General features: G+C 65.8%; 14 protein-coding genes. 10 read left to right on the top strand and 4 right to left on the bottom strand.

Annotated features, from left to right (window positions below):
* Positions 1–84 precede the first annotated feature (84 nt).
* Entirely contained in the window at positions 85–807 is a 723-nt protein-coding gene (locus L2I41_RS16705; RefSeq protein WP_237154719.1) for a HugZ family pyridoxamine 5'-phosphate oxidase, read from the bottom strand.
* 188 nt (positions 808–995) lie between these two features.
* On the opposite strand from L2I41_RS16705, the gene L2I41_RS16710 reads away from it, so the two are divergent.
* Both L2I41_RS16710 and L2I41_RS16715 read left to right on the top strand, forming a co-directional pair.
* Positions 996–2,261, top strand: a complete 1,266-nt coding sequence (locus L2I41_RS16710) for a cellulase family glycosylhydrolase (RefSeq protein WP_237154720.1) — start codon at positions 996–998, stop codon at positions 2,259–2,261.
* Between the two features lie 92 nt (positions 2,262–2,353).
* Positions 2,354–2,590 carry a WGR domain-containing protein gene (locus L2I41_RS16715; protein WP_237154721.1) on the top strand — a complete coding sequence of 79 codons (237 nt, stop codon included), beginning with the start codon at positions 2,354–2,356 and terminating at the stop codon, positions 2,588–2,590.
* 15 nt (positions 2,591–2,605) lie between these two features.
* Here L2I41_RS16715 and L2I41_RS16720 read toward each other — a convergent pair whose 3' ends face one another.
* Positions 2,606–3,145, bottom strand: coding sequence for a GNAT family N-acetyltransferase (locus L2I41_RS16720; RefSeq protein WP_237154722.1), 540 nt, complete (start codon positions 3,143–3,145; stop codon positions 2,606–2,608).
* Between the two features lie 16 nt (positions 3,146–3,161).
* Entirely contained in the window at positions 3,162–4,061 is a 900-nt protein-coding gene (locus tag L2I41_RS16725; RefSeq protein WP_237154723.1) for a GntR family transcriptional regulator, read from the bottom strand.
* A gap of 610 nt (positions 4,062–4,671) precedes the next feature.
* Between L2I41_RS16725 and L2I41_RS16730 the strand changes: the two genes are divergently transcribed.
* The 5 genes from L2I41_RS16730 (at position 4,672) to L2I41_RS16750 (ending at position 10,983) form a co-directional block, all read left to right on the top strand.
* Positions 4,672–5,514 (top strand): amidohydrolase family protein, encoded by an 843-nt coding sequence (locus tag L2I41_RS16730; RefSeq protein WP_237154724.1) that lies wholly within the window; start codon positions 4,672–4,674, stop codon positions 5,512–5,514.
* A 12-nt stretch (positions 5,515–5,526) separates the two neighbouring features.
* Complete coding sequence (locus L2I41_RS16735) at positions 5,527–6,549, top strand: aldo/keto reductase (RefSeq protein WP_237154725.1); 1,023 nt, start codon at positions 5,527–5,529, stop codon at positions 6,547–6,549.
* Positions 6,550–6,626: 77 nt separating this feature from the next.
* The gene (locus L2I41_RS16740) at positions 6,627–7,640 is read left to right on the top strand and encodes a zinc-binding alcohol dehydrogenase family protein (RefSeq protein ID WP_237154726.1); all 1,014 of its coding nucleotides are present in this window, start codon (positions 6,627–6,629) and stop codon (positions 7,638–7,640) included.
* 37 nt (positions 7,641–7,677) lie between these two features.
* A complete protein-coding gene (locus tag L2I41_RS16745) occupies positions 7,678–9,150 on the top strand; it encodes a tagaturonate reductase (RefSeq protein WP_237154727.1) in 1,473 nt (490 codons plus the stop codon).
* Positions 9,151–9,498: 348 nt separating this feature from the next.
* Positions 9,499–10,983, top strand: coding sequence for a UxaA family hydrolase (locus tag L2I41_RS16750; protein WP_237154728.1), 1,485 nt, complete (start codon positions 9,499–9,501; stop codon positions 10,981–10,983).
* Between the two features lie 13 nt (positions 10,984–10,996).
* On the opposite strand, the gene L2I41_RS16755 is transcribed toward L2I41_RS16750, so the two are convergent.
* Positions 10,997–11,998 (bottom strand): LacI family DNA-binding transcriptional regulator, encoded by a 1,002-nt coding sequence (locus L2I41_RS16755; RefSeq protein WP_237154729.1) that lies wholly within the window; start codon positions 11,996–11,998, stop codon positions 10,997–10,999.
* A gap of 458 nt (positions 11,999–12,456) precedes the next feature.
* Between L2I41_RS16755 and L2I41_RS16760 the strand changes: the two genes are divergently transcribed.
* From L2I41_RS16760 to L2I41_RS16770, 3 genes are all read left to right on the top strand, one after another.
* The gene (locus L2I41_RS16760; RefSeq protein WP_237154730.1) at positions 12,457–13,725 is read left to right on the top strand and encodes an ABC transporter substrate-binding protein; all 1,269 of its coding nucleotides are present in this window, start codon (positions 12,457–12,459) and stop codon (positions 13,723–13,725) included.
* Positions 13,726–13,909: 184 nt separating this feature from the next.
* On the top strand, positions 13,910–14,737 hold the full coding sequence (locus L2I41_RS16765; RefSeq protein WP_390634382.1) for a carbohydrate ABC transporter permease: 828 nt from the start codon (positions 13,910–13,912) through the stop codon (positions 14,735–14,737).
* Positions 14,734–15,552: a carbohydrate ABC transporter permease gene (locus L2I41_RS16770; RefSeq protein WP_237154732.1), complete on the top strand. Its 819-nt coding sequence runs from the start codon at positions 14,734–14,736 to the stop codon at positions 15,550–15,552. Before L2I41_RS16765 ends, L2I41_RS16770 begins: the two co-directional genes overlap by 4 nt.
* Positions 15,553–15,554: the final 2 nt, after the last annotated feature.

Here is a 15,554-nt window from a genome sequence, read left to right on the forward strand (position 1 = left end):
TCTGCGGACCTAACCGTCAGCTGAAAACGTTCTCACAACAATCTTGGATTGTAAAATCACCGCTATTTTTACGCGAAACTCCGGTCAGTCGATCCCCGATCCGAGTTTGCGCAGTGCCGGCAAAACCTCGCTCGCCCCGGGGAGTCGACCGGCGAAGGGCAGGCGGACAAGGCCGTTCTGGCGCAGATCCACGCCATCGGCGTCGACCGAGACGGCGCTCCACGGACCATCCGGCAGGCCGAGCTGGCGGATCACCGCCGCGCGCAGGACGGCGGCGCTGGCGGCGTTGATCTCGGCCAAAAGGGCCTCCTGAGCCTCCGAGAAATCGTTTGCAACCGCCGCTGACACCGCGAGCCGATCGCCCGGCACGCGGGTGATGCGGCCAAAGCCGGCCACCAGATGGGCCTGTCCGGGCCGCATGCGGAACAGGCCGAAATCGGTGAAGGTCGCGTAGCCTTCCGCTTCCGGATGACGGCTCAGGAAGGCGCCCATGGCGGCGGCGCGGCTCGCCTCGTCCAGCCGTTCGAAGCGTCCGGTCAGGGTGATGCGGCCGCCGGCGAGCGGATCGCCGCTTTCGCCGCCCGGCGCCACCAGCAGCAGCGAGGCGCGGCCGTCGCGGTCGAGATTGCGGGTATGCACCGCAAGGCGCGAGATGAGGCAGAGCACCGAGGCCTCCTGGTCGGTGGCGATGGTGATCAGGCTGACGAAGGGCGCGCCCTCCTCGTCCAGCGTGCCGAGCGAGCCCACAAGCGTCGAACGAAGGATCTTGCGGGCGGCGGTCGCAGCGTCGAATTCCGGTTCCGGCATCAGGGGGCTCTCCGCGCGCAAGGCGCGCCTTTCGGGTCTGTTAGTTGGAGCATAAGCAATTGTTATCACGCCATTTATGGGCTGTCATCCGCCGCTTGGCGCCAATGCCGGCCCCAAAGGCGATGGGGCAGGGCGCTTGCCCGCGCGGTCAGGGCGTGCTCATGTCGGGCCAACCCAAGGAGAGACGCATGGCCGGTCGCCTCGCAACGCTTTTCGCCCTCGTCGGCCTGGCTCTCGGCCTCGCGCTGAGCCCGGCCGCCGCCCGCGTGACGCTGAAGCGCGGCGTCAACTTCGAGGCCTGGCAGACCTGGACCAACCGCAGCGCCTTCCTCGACGCCGGCTATGACCGGACCAACTTCCCCGACTGGTCGGCCAAGGTGAGCGACGCGCAGCTGACGGCGCTGCGGGCGCAGGGCTTCGATTTCGTGCGCGTCAACGTGGATCCGTCCCCCATGTTCTGGGTGGGCGAGAGCGGCGCCGACGCGCTGATCGAGCGGGTGATCGCCGCCACACAGCGCCTGCAGGCGGCGGGTTTCACCGTGATCGTCGACCTGCATCTGCTGCCGGAAATGGACGATCGGCCCGACGGCCTGCACGACGTGCTTGGCACCGGCGATCGCGAGCAGAGGCTGTTCGACGCCTATGTGGTGCTGGTGGGCAAGGTGGCGGGCCGGCTCGCCCAGCTGCCTGCCGACCGCACGGCGCTGGAGCCAATCAACGAACCCGATCAGGACTGGTTCTCGCATATCTCGCTGACCGACCGCTGGCCGGCCCAGCTTGCCGCTCTTGAAGGGGCCGCGCGCGCGGCGGCGCCCAAGCTGACGCTGATCCTGCCGGGCGGTCGCTCGGCCGGCATCGACGGCCTCCTGCGGCTCGATCCCGCACCCTTCTCCGGCGATCCCGAGATCATCTGGACCTTCCATTATTACGAGCCGATGTCGATCACCCATGCCGGCCAGCCCTGGGAGGAGACACCGGCGCGCTTTCTCACGCATCTGCCCTATCCGGCCAGCGCGATCGATGACGCTGCGGCCACCAGGCTCCTGAAAGCTGCGGACAAGACCCTCGCGGCTGTGATCGCCGACGCCGGGCGGCGCGATGATCTGAAAGCCGGCGTTGCCAAGGCGCTCGACGACTATCGCGCGTCCGGCGCCAGCCCCGAGGCCATCGCCGCCGATTTTGCCCGCGTCACCGACTGGGCGAACCGCAACGGCATCACGCCCGACCGCATCCTGCTGGGCGAGTTCGGCGCCTTCCAGGATCAGGCCCTGCCGGAGGCCCGCCTTGCCATCTTCAAGGCGACGCGGCAGGCGGCCGAAGCGGCCGGCTTCAGCTGGGCGATCTACACCGCCGGTCTTGCCAAGGCGCATAACTCCTTCGGCATCCTTGAGGACACCGAAACGCTCACCGTCGAACCCGGCGTCAAGGACGCGCTCGGGCTTGCGGGCAACTGAGCACGGTCCATCACGACAGTGAATCCATGCCAAGGGATTGATTCAGAAGTCTCATTGGACGGGACGGCGGTGCGGGTGCGACTCTCCCGGCCATGCCAGCCGCACACCACCTGCACCGCCTCGATCCCAGCCGCAACATGGCGCGCTTCTATGCCCTGACCGTGGAGACGACGCTGTTCGGTCCGGCGCTGGTCAGCCGCTGGGGCCGCATCGGTACCGGCGGTCAGCGGCGCACCGAACTGCAGGACGACCTCGCCGCCGCCCAGGCGGCACTGGAGCGGCGCCTGCGGCAGAAGCGCAAGCGCGGCTATCGCGACGTCGCGCCGTGAGGCGGTCAAGCCAGGTCAGCGGATCTCCAGCCGCATCAGGATCTCGTCGTGAAAGGTATCGCCGATGCGTAGCGCCTCCGCTTCGCGTGCCCAGGCGACGAAGCCGACGCTTTCATAGAGACGGCGCGCCGGCAGGTTCTCCGCCTCGACCGCGAGACGCAGCGAGCGCACTTCGGGCCCCGCTTCGGCGATCGCCGCCGTCAACAGCCGCCGGCCGATGCCCCGTCCGCGCGCTGCCGGACGCACATACATACCCCAGATGCTGCCGATGTGGACGGTCTTCACGCGGTTCGAGCGCTGCAGCCCCACCATGCCGACGAGGCCCGCCACCGTCAGCGCGCCGATGACATGCGTATCGACGAGACGGGTGGCGAACTCGGCCATGGAGCGTGGCGCTTCCTCTTCCCAGGACGAACCGAAGGCCTGCGGCTCCAGGCGCAGCGCTTCAAGACGCAGATCGCGATAGGCGGGCGCGTCGTCGCCGGAGAGGCGGCGGAGCGAAAGACTGTCCATGCCGGGGTCCTCGAAATGCGGCGCCACTGCAGCGCGTTTCACGGGAGATGTCGATCCCCTATCCCCGATGGGTCTGCATCGCGGCGAGCAGGCTGATGCGGGCCGAGCGCAGGTGCTTGGTGACCGCGGCGCGGATCAGCAGGGGGTCGCGGGTCCACAGCGCCGCGATATAATCGAGGTGCTCGCGCAGGGCGACGGCGTTGCGCTCGTTCTCGTCGGCGCGGCTCCACTGGTAGTGATAGTGGAAGATGAAGGTCTTGATATCGTTGAAATTGTCGACGAAGCGGTTCTTGAGGGCCGCGTTGATCAGGCTGTGGAACTCCTGGTCGAGATGCGGGAACAGATGGCCGGTGGCGGCGAAATCGGCCTGCATGTCGCGATGACGCTGTTCGAGGGCGCCAAGCTCGCTCCAGGCGGGGTCGTCGAGCGCGAGACCGGCGAAGGCCTCGGCGGCGCGCACCTCGATCATCTCGCGAAAGTCGGAGAGTTCGCGGGCAAAATCCTGGTCGAAGCCCAGGAACACCCAGCCGCCGTTGGCCTGGCGCTCGATCAGGCCATACTGCCGGAAGCCTTCGAGATATTCGCGCACCACGGTGGGCGAGACCGCCAGGCGGCGGGCGATGTCGGCGGTGCTGATCAGCTGGCCCGGCACGATGGCCTCGATCTGGATCAGCTCCATGAAACCGCGCTCGACGATCTCGCGGCCGGCCTCGGTCTCCGAATCGGGAAAGTGATCGACGGCGGCGGGCAGGCGCAGGATCAGCCGCCCCTCGGCCATCTGCCGGCCGACGATGCCGGCTGTGGACAGCTGATCGACGATCTTGCGCGCCGTGGTGCGGCTCACGTCCAGTTCGCGGGTTATGGCAATCTCACCGGGAAGTGCAGCGCCCACGCCGACGTCCGCAATCAGCGCCAGCATCTGGTTATAGGCCCGTTTGAAAATGGCGTCGCTGCGCATCAAGACTCCCGTCTGGTCATTGTCCGGCGATCGGCCTCGGGCGGCGGACGAACAGAGCCGCACGAGGGCCTTGAGCATCGGGGGCAAGTCATTGGCTGGACGCAGAAAAATCAGCGCGACAACCGGTCGGCCCACCCCCAGAGCCAGCCAGACTACCGTCACAACATAAAAGATAAAAATACCAACGCCAAGCCGAATTCGTCCACGAAGCCGACGAATCCGGCCTTGTCTCACGTACTACGCGACCCTCCCGACCGCAGATCGGAACACAGCCTTGGTATTTCTCGCAATATTCAATCCTTTTTCAAGCCCTGCGCGCAGTTTTGCGGACCGCCTTTGGTTTGACTTGCGGATTGGAAAAGATTATAGACATGCCAACGAAAACAGAAGGAAACGCCAAGCGGGAGGGCAGTGGCGCGCGCTGGAGCGGAGGATTCCGGCAATCCGTGCAGGATGCAGACGCGGCGATGATCCATCAGCATCCTGGGACCGTTCAAGGCTGATTTCCCGCGATCCGGTACGCCAGCCGCCCAAGCACTGCAAAATTCCCGTCTCAGGTGTTCCAAATTGTTTTTCTGAACGCGTGATCTCGCCGAGCAAGCAGGGTTCCATGACCATCATCGACGCCCATCACCACTTCTGGAACCCCGACGACGGGGATTATGGCTGGCTGTCGGGGCCTTACGCCCCGCTGCGCCGGGTGTTCACGCCCGACGATCTGCGCCCCGAACTGCAGGCCGGCGGCGTGTCGGCCAGCGTGCTGGTGCAGACCTGGTCGAGCGAGGCGGAGACCGTCCGCTTCCTCGAACTGGCCGAGACCACCGACTATATCGCCGGCGTGGTCGGCTGGGTCGACCTGACGGCGCCGGACGTGGCCCAGCGCATCGCCACCCTCCGGGCCGGTCGCGGCGGCCGCTTCCTCAAGGGCATCCGCCATCAGGTCCACAATGAGGAGGACGAGAACTGGCTGCTGCGCGACGACGTGCGGCGCGGTCTTGCCGCCGTCGAGGCCGCCGGCCTCGTCTACGATCTTCTGCTGCGCCCGCGCGAATTGCCGGCGGCGCTGAAGACGGTGCAAGACTTCCCCAGGCTCAAGTTCGTCATCGACCATATCGCCAAGCCCGACATCAAGGCCAAGGCCTTCGCGCCCTGGGCCGAGCGCATGCGCCCCTTCGCCGCCGAGCGCGGCCATGTGTGGTGCAAGCTCTCCGGCATGGTCACCGAGGCCGACTGGGAGCATTGGACCGCGGCCGATCTCCAGCCCTATGTGGATGAAGTGCTGGCCATCTTCGGCGCCGACCGCTGCCTCTACGGCTCGGACTGGCCGGTCTGCCGGGTGGCCGGCGGCTATGCCAGGGTGCTCGGCGCCCTCAAGACCTGCATTGCCGGCCTGCCGGAAACCGACCGAGCCGCCATCCTCGCCGGCTCGGCGCGCACGCTCTACGACCTGTGATCGGAACGCTCGATGACCACCGATATCGCCGCCGGCTCTTCCCTGTCGGTCAAACCCTTGTCCGAACGCTTCGGCTTCGGCGCCAGCGGCCTCGGCACGCTCACCTGGGACGTGCCCGACGATGTGGCGCAAGCGATCCTCGAAGAGGCCTGGGCCGCAGGATTCCGCTATTACGACACCTCGCCGCTCTATGGCTTCGGGCTCAGCGAGTTGAGGCTCGGCCGCTTCCTGCGCGACAAGCCGCGCGCCGACTATCTGCTCTCCACCAAGATCGGTCGCTATTTCGTGGCCCCGAAGCCCGGCGAGGCGATCGCGCGCGGCGGCTGGGTGCGGCCATCGCCGCTCAAACCCGTGCTCGACTTCACCTATGACGGGGTGATGCGCTCGCTCGAACAGTCGCATGTGCGGCTCGGGGTGTCGGTGATCGACATCGTCTATATCCACGACATCGACCGCCGCAATCTCGGCGCCGACTTCGACCGGCATTATCGCGACCTGCTCGCCTCCGGCTACAAGGCGCTCGACGAGTTGCGCCGGGCCGGCGTGGTCAAGGCCATCGGCGCCGGCCTCAACGAGGCCGATGTGGCCGCCGACCTCATCGCCGAGATCGACCTCGATCTCGTGATGCTGGCCGGCCGCTATACGCTGCTCGAACAGCCCGCCCTCGACGATTTCCTGCCCGAGGCCGAGAAGCGCGGCGTCGGTGTGGTCGATGTCGGCGTGTTCAATTCGGGCATCCTGGTCAAGCCGCCGGAAGCGGGCGGCAATTACGACTATGGCGCCGCGCCGGTCGAGATCGTCGAGCGGGCGCGCGCCATCAAGGCCACCTGCGCCGAGTTCGGCGTGGAGATGCCGGCGGCCGCCGTGCAGTTCCCCTTCGGCCACAAGGCCGTGCAGGCGGTGCTGGTCGGCATGAGCAAGCTGCCGGCCGTGCGGCAGAATATGGACTGGTACAAGGCGAAGATCCCGGCCGAACTCTGGGCCGAACTCAAGCGGCGCGGCCTCCTAGCGGAAAGCGCGCCGACACCGGCCTGACCGGACTGGACACCACCCTAGAGATCGGCCGAAAGGCCACCTGTCCGGGACGGGCAGGGCAGATGAGGAATGAGATCATGCGGGCATTGATGATTGAAGGCGTTGGCCAGTCGGCCCTTCGCGACGTGGCCGACCCGGTGCCGGGCGCCGGCGAGGTACTGATCGCGGTCAAGCACGTGGGCCTGTGCGGTTCCGACCTGTCCACCTTCAGCGGCCTCAACCCGCTGGTCAGCCTGCCGCGCATTCCCGGACACGAGATCGGCGCCGAGATCGTCTGTACCGGCGTCGACGTGCCCGCCGACTACGCGCCGGGCAAGCGCGTCATCGTCATTCCCTATACCGCCTGCGGCACCTGCTCGTCCTGCCGCCAGGGCCGGGTGAACGCCTGCCGCACCAACAAGACGCTGGGCGTGCAGCAGAACGGCGGTCTCGCCGAGCGCTTCGTGCTGCCCTATGGCAAGCTGATCCTCAACGACAAGCTGCCGCCGCGCCATCTGGCGCTGGTCGAGCCGCTGTCGGTGGGCTTCCACGCCGCCGCCCGTGGCCGCGTCAAGGCCGGTGACCGCGTGGCGGTGATCGGCTGCGGCATGATCGGCATGGGCGCGGTGGCGGGCGCGGTGACGCGCGGCGCCGAGGTGATCGCCATCGACATCGGCGACAAGACGCAGATGGCGCTGCGCTATGGCGCGCGCCATGCCATCGATGCGGCCAAGGAAGACGTGGTCGCCCGCGTCAACGAGATCACCGGCGGCGACGGCGCCGACGTGGTGATCGAGGCGGTCGGCCTGCCGGCCACCTTCACCCAGTCGATCGACATCGCCTGCTTCTCGGGCCGCGTGGTCTACATCGGCTATTCCAAGGCGCCGGTGAGCTACGAGACCAAGTGGTTCAACATGAAGGAGCTCGACATCATGGGCTCGCGCAACGCCACCATCGACGACTTCCAGGCGGTGATCACCTATCTCGAAGGTCTCGGCCATGCGCCCGACGATCTCATCTCCAAGGTGTTCCCCTTTGCCGACGCCGACCAGGCGCTGCCCTACTGGGCCGAGAACCGGGCCCAGACGCTGAAAGTGATGATCGAGCTGTAATACCGCCGGCCGAACCGGCCGCATCCAGGAGACTATCATGACCGCTCCCCTCTCCGCCGCCCAGCTCGGCGGCCGATCCCGGCCGACCGAACGGATCCTGCAATTCGGTGAAGGCAACTTCCTGCGCGCCTTCGTCGACTGGAAGATCGACCGCATGAACGAGGCCGGCGGGCTCGACTGGGGCGTGGTGCTGGTGCGGCCGATCGCGGCGGGCAATCCGCGCTGGCTGAACGAACAGGACGGTGTCTACACCGTGCTGTCGCGCGGCGTCGCCGACGACGGCTCCAAGGTGTCCGAGGCCCGCCTCGTCGCCTGCGTACGTCGGGAAATCGGCGCGCACGACCATTGGGCCGAGGTGCTGAAGCTCGCCCGCAACCCCGACATCACCGTCGTGGTCTCCAACACCACCGACGCCGGCATCGCCTATGTCGCCTCGGTGACATATGACGACGCGCCGCAGGCCTCCTTCCCCGGCAAGATGACGCGCCTGTTGCACGAGCGCTGGACGGCCTTCGGCGGCAAGCCCGAGGCCGGCTGGCAGATGCTCGCCTGCGAGCTGATCGACCACAATGGCGACGAGCTCCGCCGCATCGTGTTGCAGCACGCCGAGGAATGGGGGCTGGAGCCGGCCTTCATCGCCTGGGTGAAGGAGCACAACGCCTTCTACAACACGCTGGTCGACCGCATCGTGCCGGGCTATCCGCGCGCCGAAGCCGAGGCGCTGGCTGAGGAACTGGGCTATGTCGACGCCTTCATGACCACGGGCGAACTCTTCCACTTCTTCGTCATCGAGCGCCAGCCGGGCCAGCCCCCCTTGCGCCTGCCGCTCGCCGAGCATGACCCGCAAACCATCGTGGTGCCGGACGCGACGCCCTACAAGGCGCGCAAGGTGGCGATCCTCAACGGCGCCCATACCGCGCTCTGCCCGCTGGCGCTGATCTCGGGCGTGCCGACCGTCGGCGAAGCGGTGACCACCAGGGTGGGCGCGAATTTCCTCGATCGGCTGCTGAATGAAGAGGTCATCCCCTTCCTGACGCTGCCGAAGGACGAGCTGGAAGCCTTCGCCGCCGCGGTGCTCAGGCGCTTCGCCAACCCCTATATCCGCCATCTGTGGCACGACATTTCGCTGAACGGCCTCGTCAAATACCAGACGCGCAATCTCGACCGCCTGACCGCCTACATGGCGCGTCACGGCAAGCCGGCGCCCTTGCAGGCGCTGTCGCTGGCGGCCTGGCTGGTGTTCTATCTCGGCCGCTTCCCCGGCGCCGAGGCGCTGGCCCCGCGCGACAGTGCGGCGATCCTCGACAAGGTCAAGGCGATCGGCGCGCTCGACGACGGCACGCCGGCAGGGCGGCTCGCCATGGTCTCGGCCTATCTCGGCGAGACCGCCTTCTGGGGCAAGTCGATCGATACGCCGGAGCTCAGAACCGCCGTGCTCGCCGATTTCGTCGAGCTGACGGCCGCGCCGATGAGCTTCGACCGCCTCGCCGCCATCCTCGCCACGCATTGATGGCAAATCTCTGAAATTACTTCGAATTTCTCATCTGCATCGAGGGCATGGGAAGTTCGAAGGTGGAATAGCCAGACAACCGGGTGAGGGCAACGCAGGCTGCAACGGTGGTCAACCCCTCTCTCCCACTCTCCCCCGCAAGGGGGGAGAGGGCCCGAGTTGTTTCCATTCAGAGCCGAATGAGGTTCGCACTGCTCAGCTCAACGCGCTCTCTCCCCCCTTGCGGGGGAGAGTGGGAGAGAGGGGTTCAAACGAGCCCATCCGGGATAGCTGCTGACGCGATTGCCCTCGGTGGAACATCGACGTCCGGTTTCAACGCCAGTCGGCATCAGAACGCAAAGGACCACCATGTCGCTCGTGCTCAAGATCCATCCCGACGACAGCGTCGCCGTTGCCCTCGAGCCGCTGGCCGGCGGCACCGCGATCGACGGCTTCGGCCTGACGCTCGCGGGCGACATCGGCCAGGGGCACAAGTTTGCCGTCAAACCGATCGCGGCGGGCGACAAGGTGATCAAATACGGCTCGGTGATCGGCATCGCCACGGCCGACATCGCGGCGGGCGAGCATGTGCACACGCAGAACCTCAAGACCGCGCTCGGCGGCGTGCTCGACTATCATTTCGGCACGCCCGCCCCGGTCGCCCGCGTCGATGCCTCCGTGCCGACCTTCCCGGCTTTCGTCCGCAAGGGCGGCGACATCGGCATCCGCAACGATCTGTGGATCGTGCCGCTGGTCGGCTGCATCAACGGCCTCGCCCAGCGCATCGCCACCGAGGTGGAAAAGCGCGGCCTGCTGCCCGACGGCGCCCGCGCGCTGGCGCTGACGCATCCTTACGGCTGCTCGCAGCTCGGCGGCGACCTCGCCAACACCCGCGGCATCCTGCAGAATTTCGTCACCCATCCCAATGCCGGCGGCGTGCTGGTGCTCGGGCTTGGCTGCGAGAACAACACCAAGGCCTATTTCCAGGAGGGTCTGACGCTGCCCGATCCGGACCGCGTGCGCTTCCTGACGACGCAGGAGGCGGGCGACGAAGTGGAGGCGGCGCTCGCCGCCTGCGCCGAGCTGGCCCGCACCATGGCCTCCGACAGGCGCGAGGAGGTCGGCATCGACCGCCTGCGCGTCGGCCTCAAATGCGGCGGCTCGGACGGCTTCTCGGGCATCACTGCCAACCCGCTGCTGGGCGCCTTCTCCGATTGGCTGACGGGCTTTGGCGGCACCACGGTGCTGACGGAAGTGCCGGAAATGTTCGGCGCCGAACAGCTGCTGATGGACCGCGCCGAGAGCCGCGAGGTCTTCGACAAGACCGTCGCGCTGATCAACGACTTCAAGCAATATTATCTCGACAACAAGCAGCCCATCTACGAGAACCCCTCGCCCGGCAACAAGGCCGGCGGCATCTCGACGCTGGAAGAAAAGTCGCTCGGCTGCACCCAGAAGGCCGGCCTCTCCACCGTGCGCGACGTCTTGAAATACACCGATCGCGTGGTGAAGCCCGGCCTCAATCTGCTCTCCGCCCCCGGCAATGACGGCGTCGCGGTGACGGCGCTGGCGGCGAGCGGATGCCATATCGTGCTGTTCACCACGGGACGCGGCACACCGCTGGGCGGCATCGTGCCCACCGCCAAGATCGCCACCAATTCGACGCTGGCCGCCAACAAGCCGCACTGGATCGACTTCAACGCCGGCCCGATCGCCACCGGCGAGACCACGGTGACCGGCATGACCGCCGATTTCGCCCGCTTCGTCCTCGACGTGGCGAGCGGCAAGCCCACGCGCAACGAGATCAACGGCATCGCCGAGATCGTCATCTTCAAGTCGGGCGTGACGCTCTGACCTGCCGGAGCGGTCAGACGCTGCCGCGCCAGACGATCTGGCTCGCCAGCGTGATCTGCTTGACCAGCGTGCGCCCGGCCAGACGTTCGAGCAGCAGGTCGACGGCCACTTCGCCGATCTGCTCGGCGGGCAGGCGCACCGTGGTCAGCGGCGGGTTGAGGAAGGGCGCGGTGGGAATGTCGTTGAAGCTCGCCACGGCCACGTCGCCGGGGATGGCAATGCTCTTTTCCTGCAGATAGCGATAGACGCCGATCGCCACATTGTCGTTGCAGGTGATGATGGCGTCCGGCCGTGGCGATTGCGCCATCAGCCGTTCGGCCATGCGATAGCCGAGCGCCTCGCTGTTGTGGTCGGGGCTCTGTTCGGTGGCGCACAGGGCCGGATCGAAGCCGCCATGCTCGGCCATCCAGCTGGCATAGGTGCGGCAGCGCACTTCGCCGTAAGGGTCGGTTTCCGATTGGCCGATCCAGCCGGCAAAGCCGATGCGGCGGTAGCCCTTGGTGCCCAGCGCCGTCAGCAGCTTGCGCATGGCCACCGCAAGATCGCTGGCGACCGCGTCGAACTCCTCGCCCGGCGGAATGGAATCGGCAAACACCAGCTGCCGGCCATAGCGCTGCAGCCAGTCCACATAATCAGGCTCGAAGCTGCCGATGGCGATGACGCCGGCGGCATTCTCCAGCAGGGCCGGCTCGGGCATGGTGTCGGCGTAGACCCGCACCGTCTCCATCTTCAGCGTCTGGCAGCGGCTCTCGATACCGAGGCGGACGGACACGTAATAGGGGTCGATGAGCTCATGCTCGGGACGCAGGAAATGCACCAGCGCGATGCGCTTCAGCGCATTGCGGCCACCGCTGTTGCGCACGCGCGGCGGCGCATAGTTCATCGCGGCCGCCGCCTCGATGATCGCCCGGCGCTTCTGCTCGGAGATCGACAGCGTCTGGTCGGAGTTGAGAACCCGGGACACGGTGGTCGAGGAAACCCCGACTGCTTTCGCAATTGTCTTGAGAGTGGCCATCGTCCATCAGATCGGTTTTGTAAGGGTCCTCGGGTGACCTACGGGGCAGCGACACGCTCAAGACACGGCCGCAGCAATCGCTGTTGAGCCCCCGACGCTTTCGCCAAAGAGTGTCTGCCACGACGCAAGATTCAGGAAATTTTGCGCCTTTCAGCAGCAAAAGTCACCTGTCAAACCGCTGTGGCGACAACATTCTGCCGAATCGAACTGCGATCGGTGCCGCGGTGCAAAATAGCGTACCATCTGCCAAAGTCGATTGAAAAAACGCACCATACCCGCAGGAATAGTCTCAGGTGCATTCCGCAATCACAACATACGAAGCCCGGAAATAAATTCGGTGCGGGGAGAAACCGGAATTGACATTAGTGAAATTTCACTGATTATTGAGCTGCATTTTTCACTGAACGTCTCGGGCAGTCTTTACCTGCGGCGGCTTCAGATTTCTGGGAGGACCGAACATGAGGAAGTTCAGCACTGCATTGGGAAGCGCCATCGGTTGCCTGCTCGTCGGGTCGGGGATGATCGCGTCGGCTTCGGCCACCGAACTCACCGTCTGGTGCTGGGATCCGGACTTCAACGTCCCGGCCATGCAGGAGGCCGCTGCCCGCTACAACAAGCTGCATCCGGACGTGAAGATCACGATCGACAACATCGCCCAGAATGACATCAAGCAGAAGCTGCAGACCCAGCTCCTGGCCAAGGTGACCGACGGCCTGCCCGACATCGTCCTGATCCAGGACGACAATGCGCAGCGCTTCCTGCAGGCCTTCCCGGGCGCTTTCGAGCCGCTGTCGGATGCCATCGACATGAAGAAGTTCGCCCCCTACAAGGTCGCCGCCGCCACCTTCGAGGGCAAGTCCTACTCGGTGCCCTTCGATTCCGGCGTCACGGGCCTGTTCTACCGCACCGACTATCTGGAAGCGGCCGGCTACAAGCCCGCCGACCTTGAAGACATCACCTGGGACCAGCTGATCAAGATCGGCACCGACGTCAAGGCTAAGACCGGCCATGACTTCTTCGACCTCGACTTCAGCGAGGCCGGTGTGGTCCGCGCCATGATGCAGTCGGCCGGCAAGTGGTTCCTGACGCCCGACGGCCAGCCCGACATTCTCGACAATGCCCCGCTCAAGGCCGCGCTCGACACCTATTCCAAGCTGTGGAAGGCCGGCATCGTCAAGCCGGTGTCCGGCTGGTCGGCCTATACCGGCGCGTTCACCTCGGGTGAAGTAGCCGCCGTGGTCTCCGGCGCCTGGATGACCGGCACCATCAAGGCCAACGCCGATCAGTCCGGCAAGTGGGCCATCGCCCCGCTGCCCAAGCTCGACGGCGTCGACGGTGCCACCCACTATTCCAACTGGGGTGGTTCGAGCTGGTATGTCTTCTCCTCGGCCAAGGAAAAGGCGACCGCCATCGACTTCCTGAACACCGTCTGGGCCAATGACGTCGACTTCTACCAGGGCATCCTGGTGAAGCAGGGCGCCATCTCCTCCCTGCTTGCCGCCCGCGATGGCGACGCCTACAAGGCGGTCGATCCGTTCTTCGGCGGTGCGCCGGTGTGGGAGAACTTCGCCAAGTGGCTCGGCCAGGTGCCGGCGGTCGATTACGGCACCTTCACCCAGGAAGTGAACTCCGCCATCCAGGAGCAACTGCCGGCCATCGCCAAGGGCGGCAGCGTCGACGAGGCGCTCAAGGCGATCAACGACCGGGTGGAACAGCAGGTCCAGTAATCCGCGCCGAGACCTCCACCAGACCGGTCGGTTGAAGATCGCCGCGAGGCGGGAGAGCGGGAAACCGCTCTCCCCTACCTTGCTGCCGACCGACCGGCGCCTCTGCCTTCATCGAATGAAAGACACTCCCTTGGCGCGCTCGAAGATCGCCCGCAGCGAACAGGTGAACGGCTGGCTTTTCGTCATGCCGGCTCTGGCGCTACTCGGGATATTCCTTGTCTACCCCATCCTCTGGTCGCTGTGGATCAGCCTGCAGGTGGGCAAGGGCTCCAACCTGCATTTCGGCGGCTTTGCCAACATCATCAGACTGTTCGGCGATCGCGTCTTCCTGCATGCGCTCACCAATACCTGCATCTTCTTCGTGGTGCAGGTGCCCATCATGATCGTGCTGGCGCTGATCTTCGCGGTCATGCTCAACGACAGCAAGCTGTGGGGCCGCGGCTTCTATCGCACCGCCATCTTCCTGCCCTGCGTCACCTCCCTGGTTGCCTATTCGGCGCTGTTCCGCTCCATGTTCGAAGCCGACGGCGTCGTCAACAACGCGCTTCTGGCGCTGCATCTCATCGCCGAGCCGATCCAGTGGCTGACCGATCCGGTGTGGGCCAAGGTGATGATCATCCTCGCCATCACCTGGCGCTGGACCGGCTACAACATGATCTTCTATCTGGCGGCGCTGCAGAACATCGACCAGTCGATCTATGAAGCGGCCCGCATCGACGGCATCCCCGCCCGCGCCCGCTTCCTGCGCCTGACGGTGCCGCTGCTGAAGCCCGTCATCCTGTTCACCTCGATCATCTCCACCATCGGCACGCTGCAGCTGTTCGACGAGGTCAACAACATCACCCAGGGCGGACCGGGCGACGCCACGCTGACGCTGTCGCTCTACATCTACAACCTGACGTTCCAGTTCATGCCGAGCTTCGGCTACTCGGCCACCGTGTCCTACGTGATCGTGGCGATGGTGGCGGTGCTGAGCTTCCTGCAGTTCATGGTCGCGAGGGAAAAATCATGATCCCCGCCGGAAAACTCGCCAATCGCGCGCTGGTGCACGCCATCCTGGCGGCGGCCTCCTTTGCCTCGATCTTCCCCTTCTACTGGATGGTCGTCGGCGCCACCAACACCTCTGCCGACGTCATCCGCGGCAAGACCAGCTTCGGCGCCAACCTGATCGCCAACATCGAGAACCTGCTGGCGCAGGTGGACGTCGGCCGCGTATTCCTCAACTCGGCCGGCCTTGCGGTGGTGGGCACGGTGCTGACGCTGCTCATCTCTTCCATGGCCGGCTACGGCTTCGAGATGTTCCGCTCGCACGTGCGCGAAAAGGTCTTCGCGCTGCTGTTGCTGCTGCTCTCCATCCCCTTCGCCGCCCTGATGGTGCCGCTGTTCGTGATGGTCTCCTCGGCGGGGCTGGCCAATACCTTCATCGCCGTGCTGCTGCCGAGCCTCGCGTCGATCTTCATCATCTTCTACTTCCGCCAGGCCACCAAGGCCTTCCCCAGCGAGCTGCGCGACGCCGCGCGCATCGACGGGCTGAAGGAATGGCAGATCTTCCTCTACGTCTACATGCCCTCCATGCGCTCGACCTACGCGGCGGCAACGATCATCGTCTTCATGCTCAGCTGGAACAACTTCCTGTGGCCGCTGATCGTGCTGCAGACGCCCGAGCACAAGACCATCACCCTCGTCATCTCCGCGCTGACCTCGGCCTATACGCCCGACTTCGGCGTCATCCTCGTCGCGACCATCCTCGCGACGCTGCCAACACTCATCCTCTTCTTCGTGCTGCAGCGCCAGTTCGTGGCCGGCATGCTCGGGTCAGTGAAATAAGG

Source organism: Oryzibacter oryziterrae (assembly GCF_021864535.1).
Taxonomy (GTDB): Bacteria; Pseudomonadota; Alphaproteobacteria; order Rhizobiales; family Pleomorphomonadaceae; genus Pleomorphomonas; species Pleomorphomonas oryziterrae.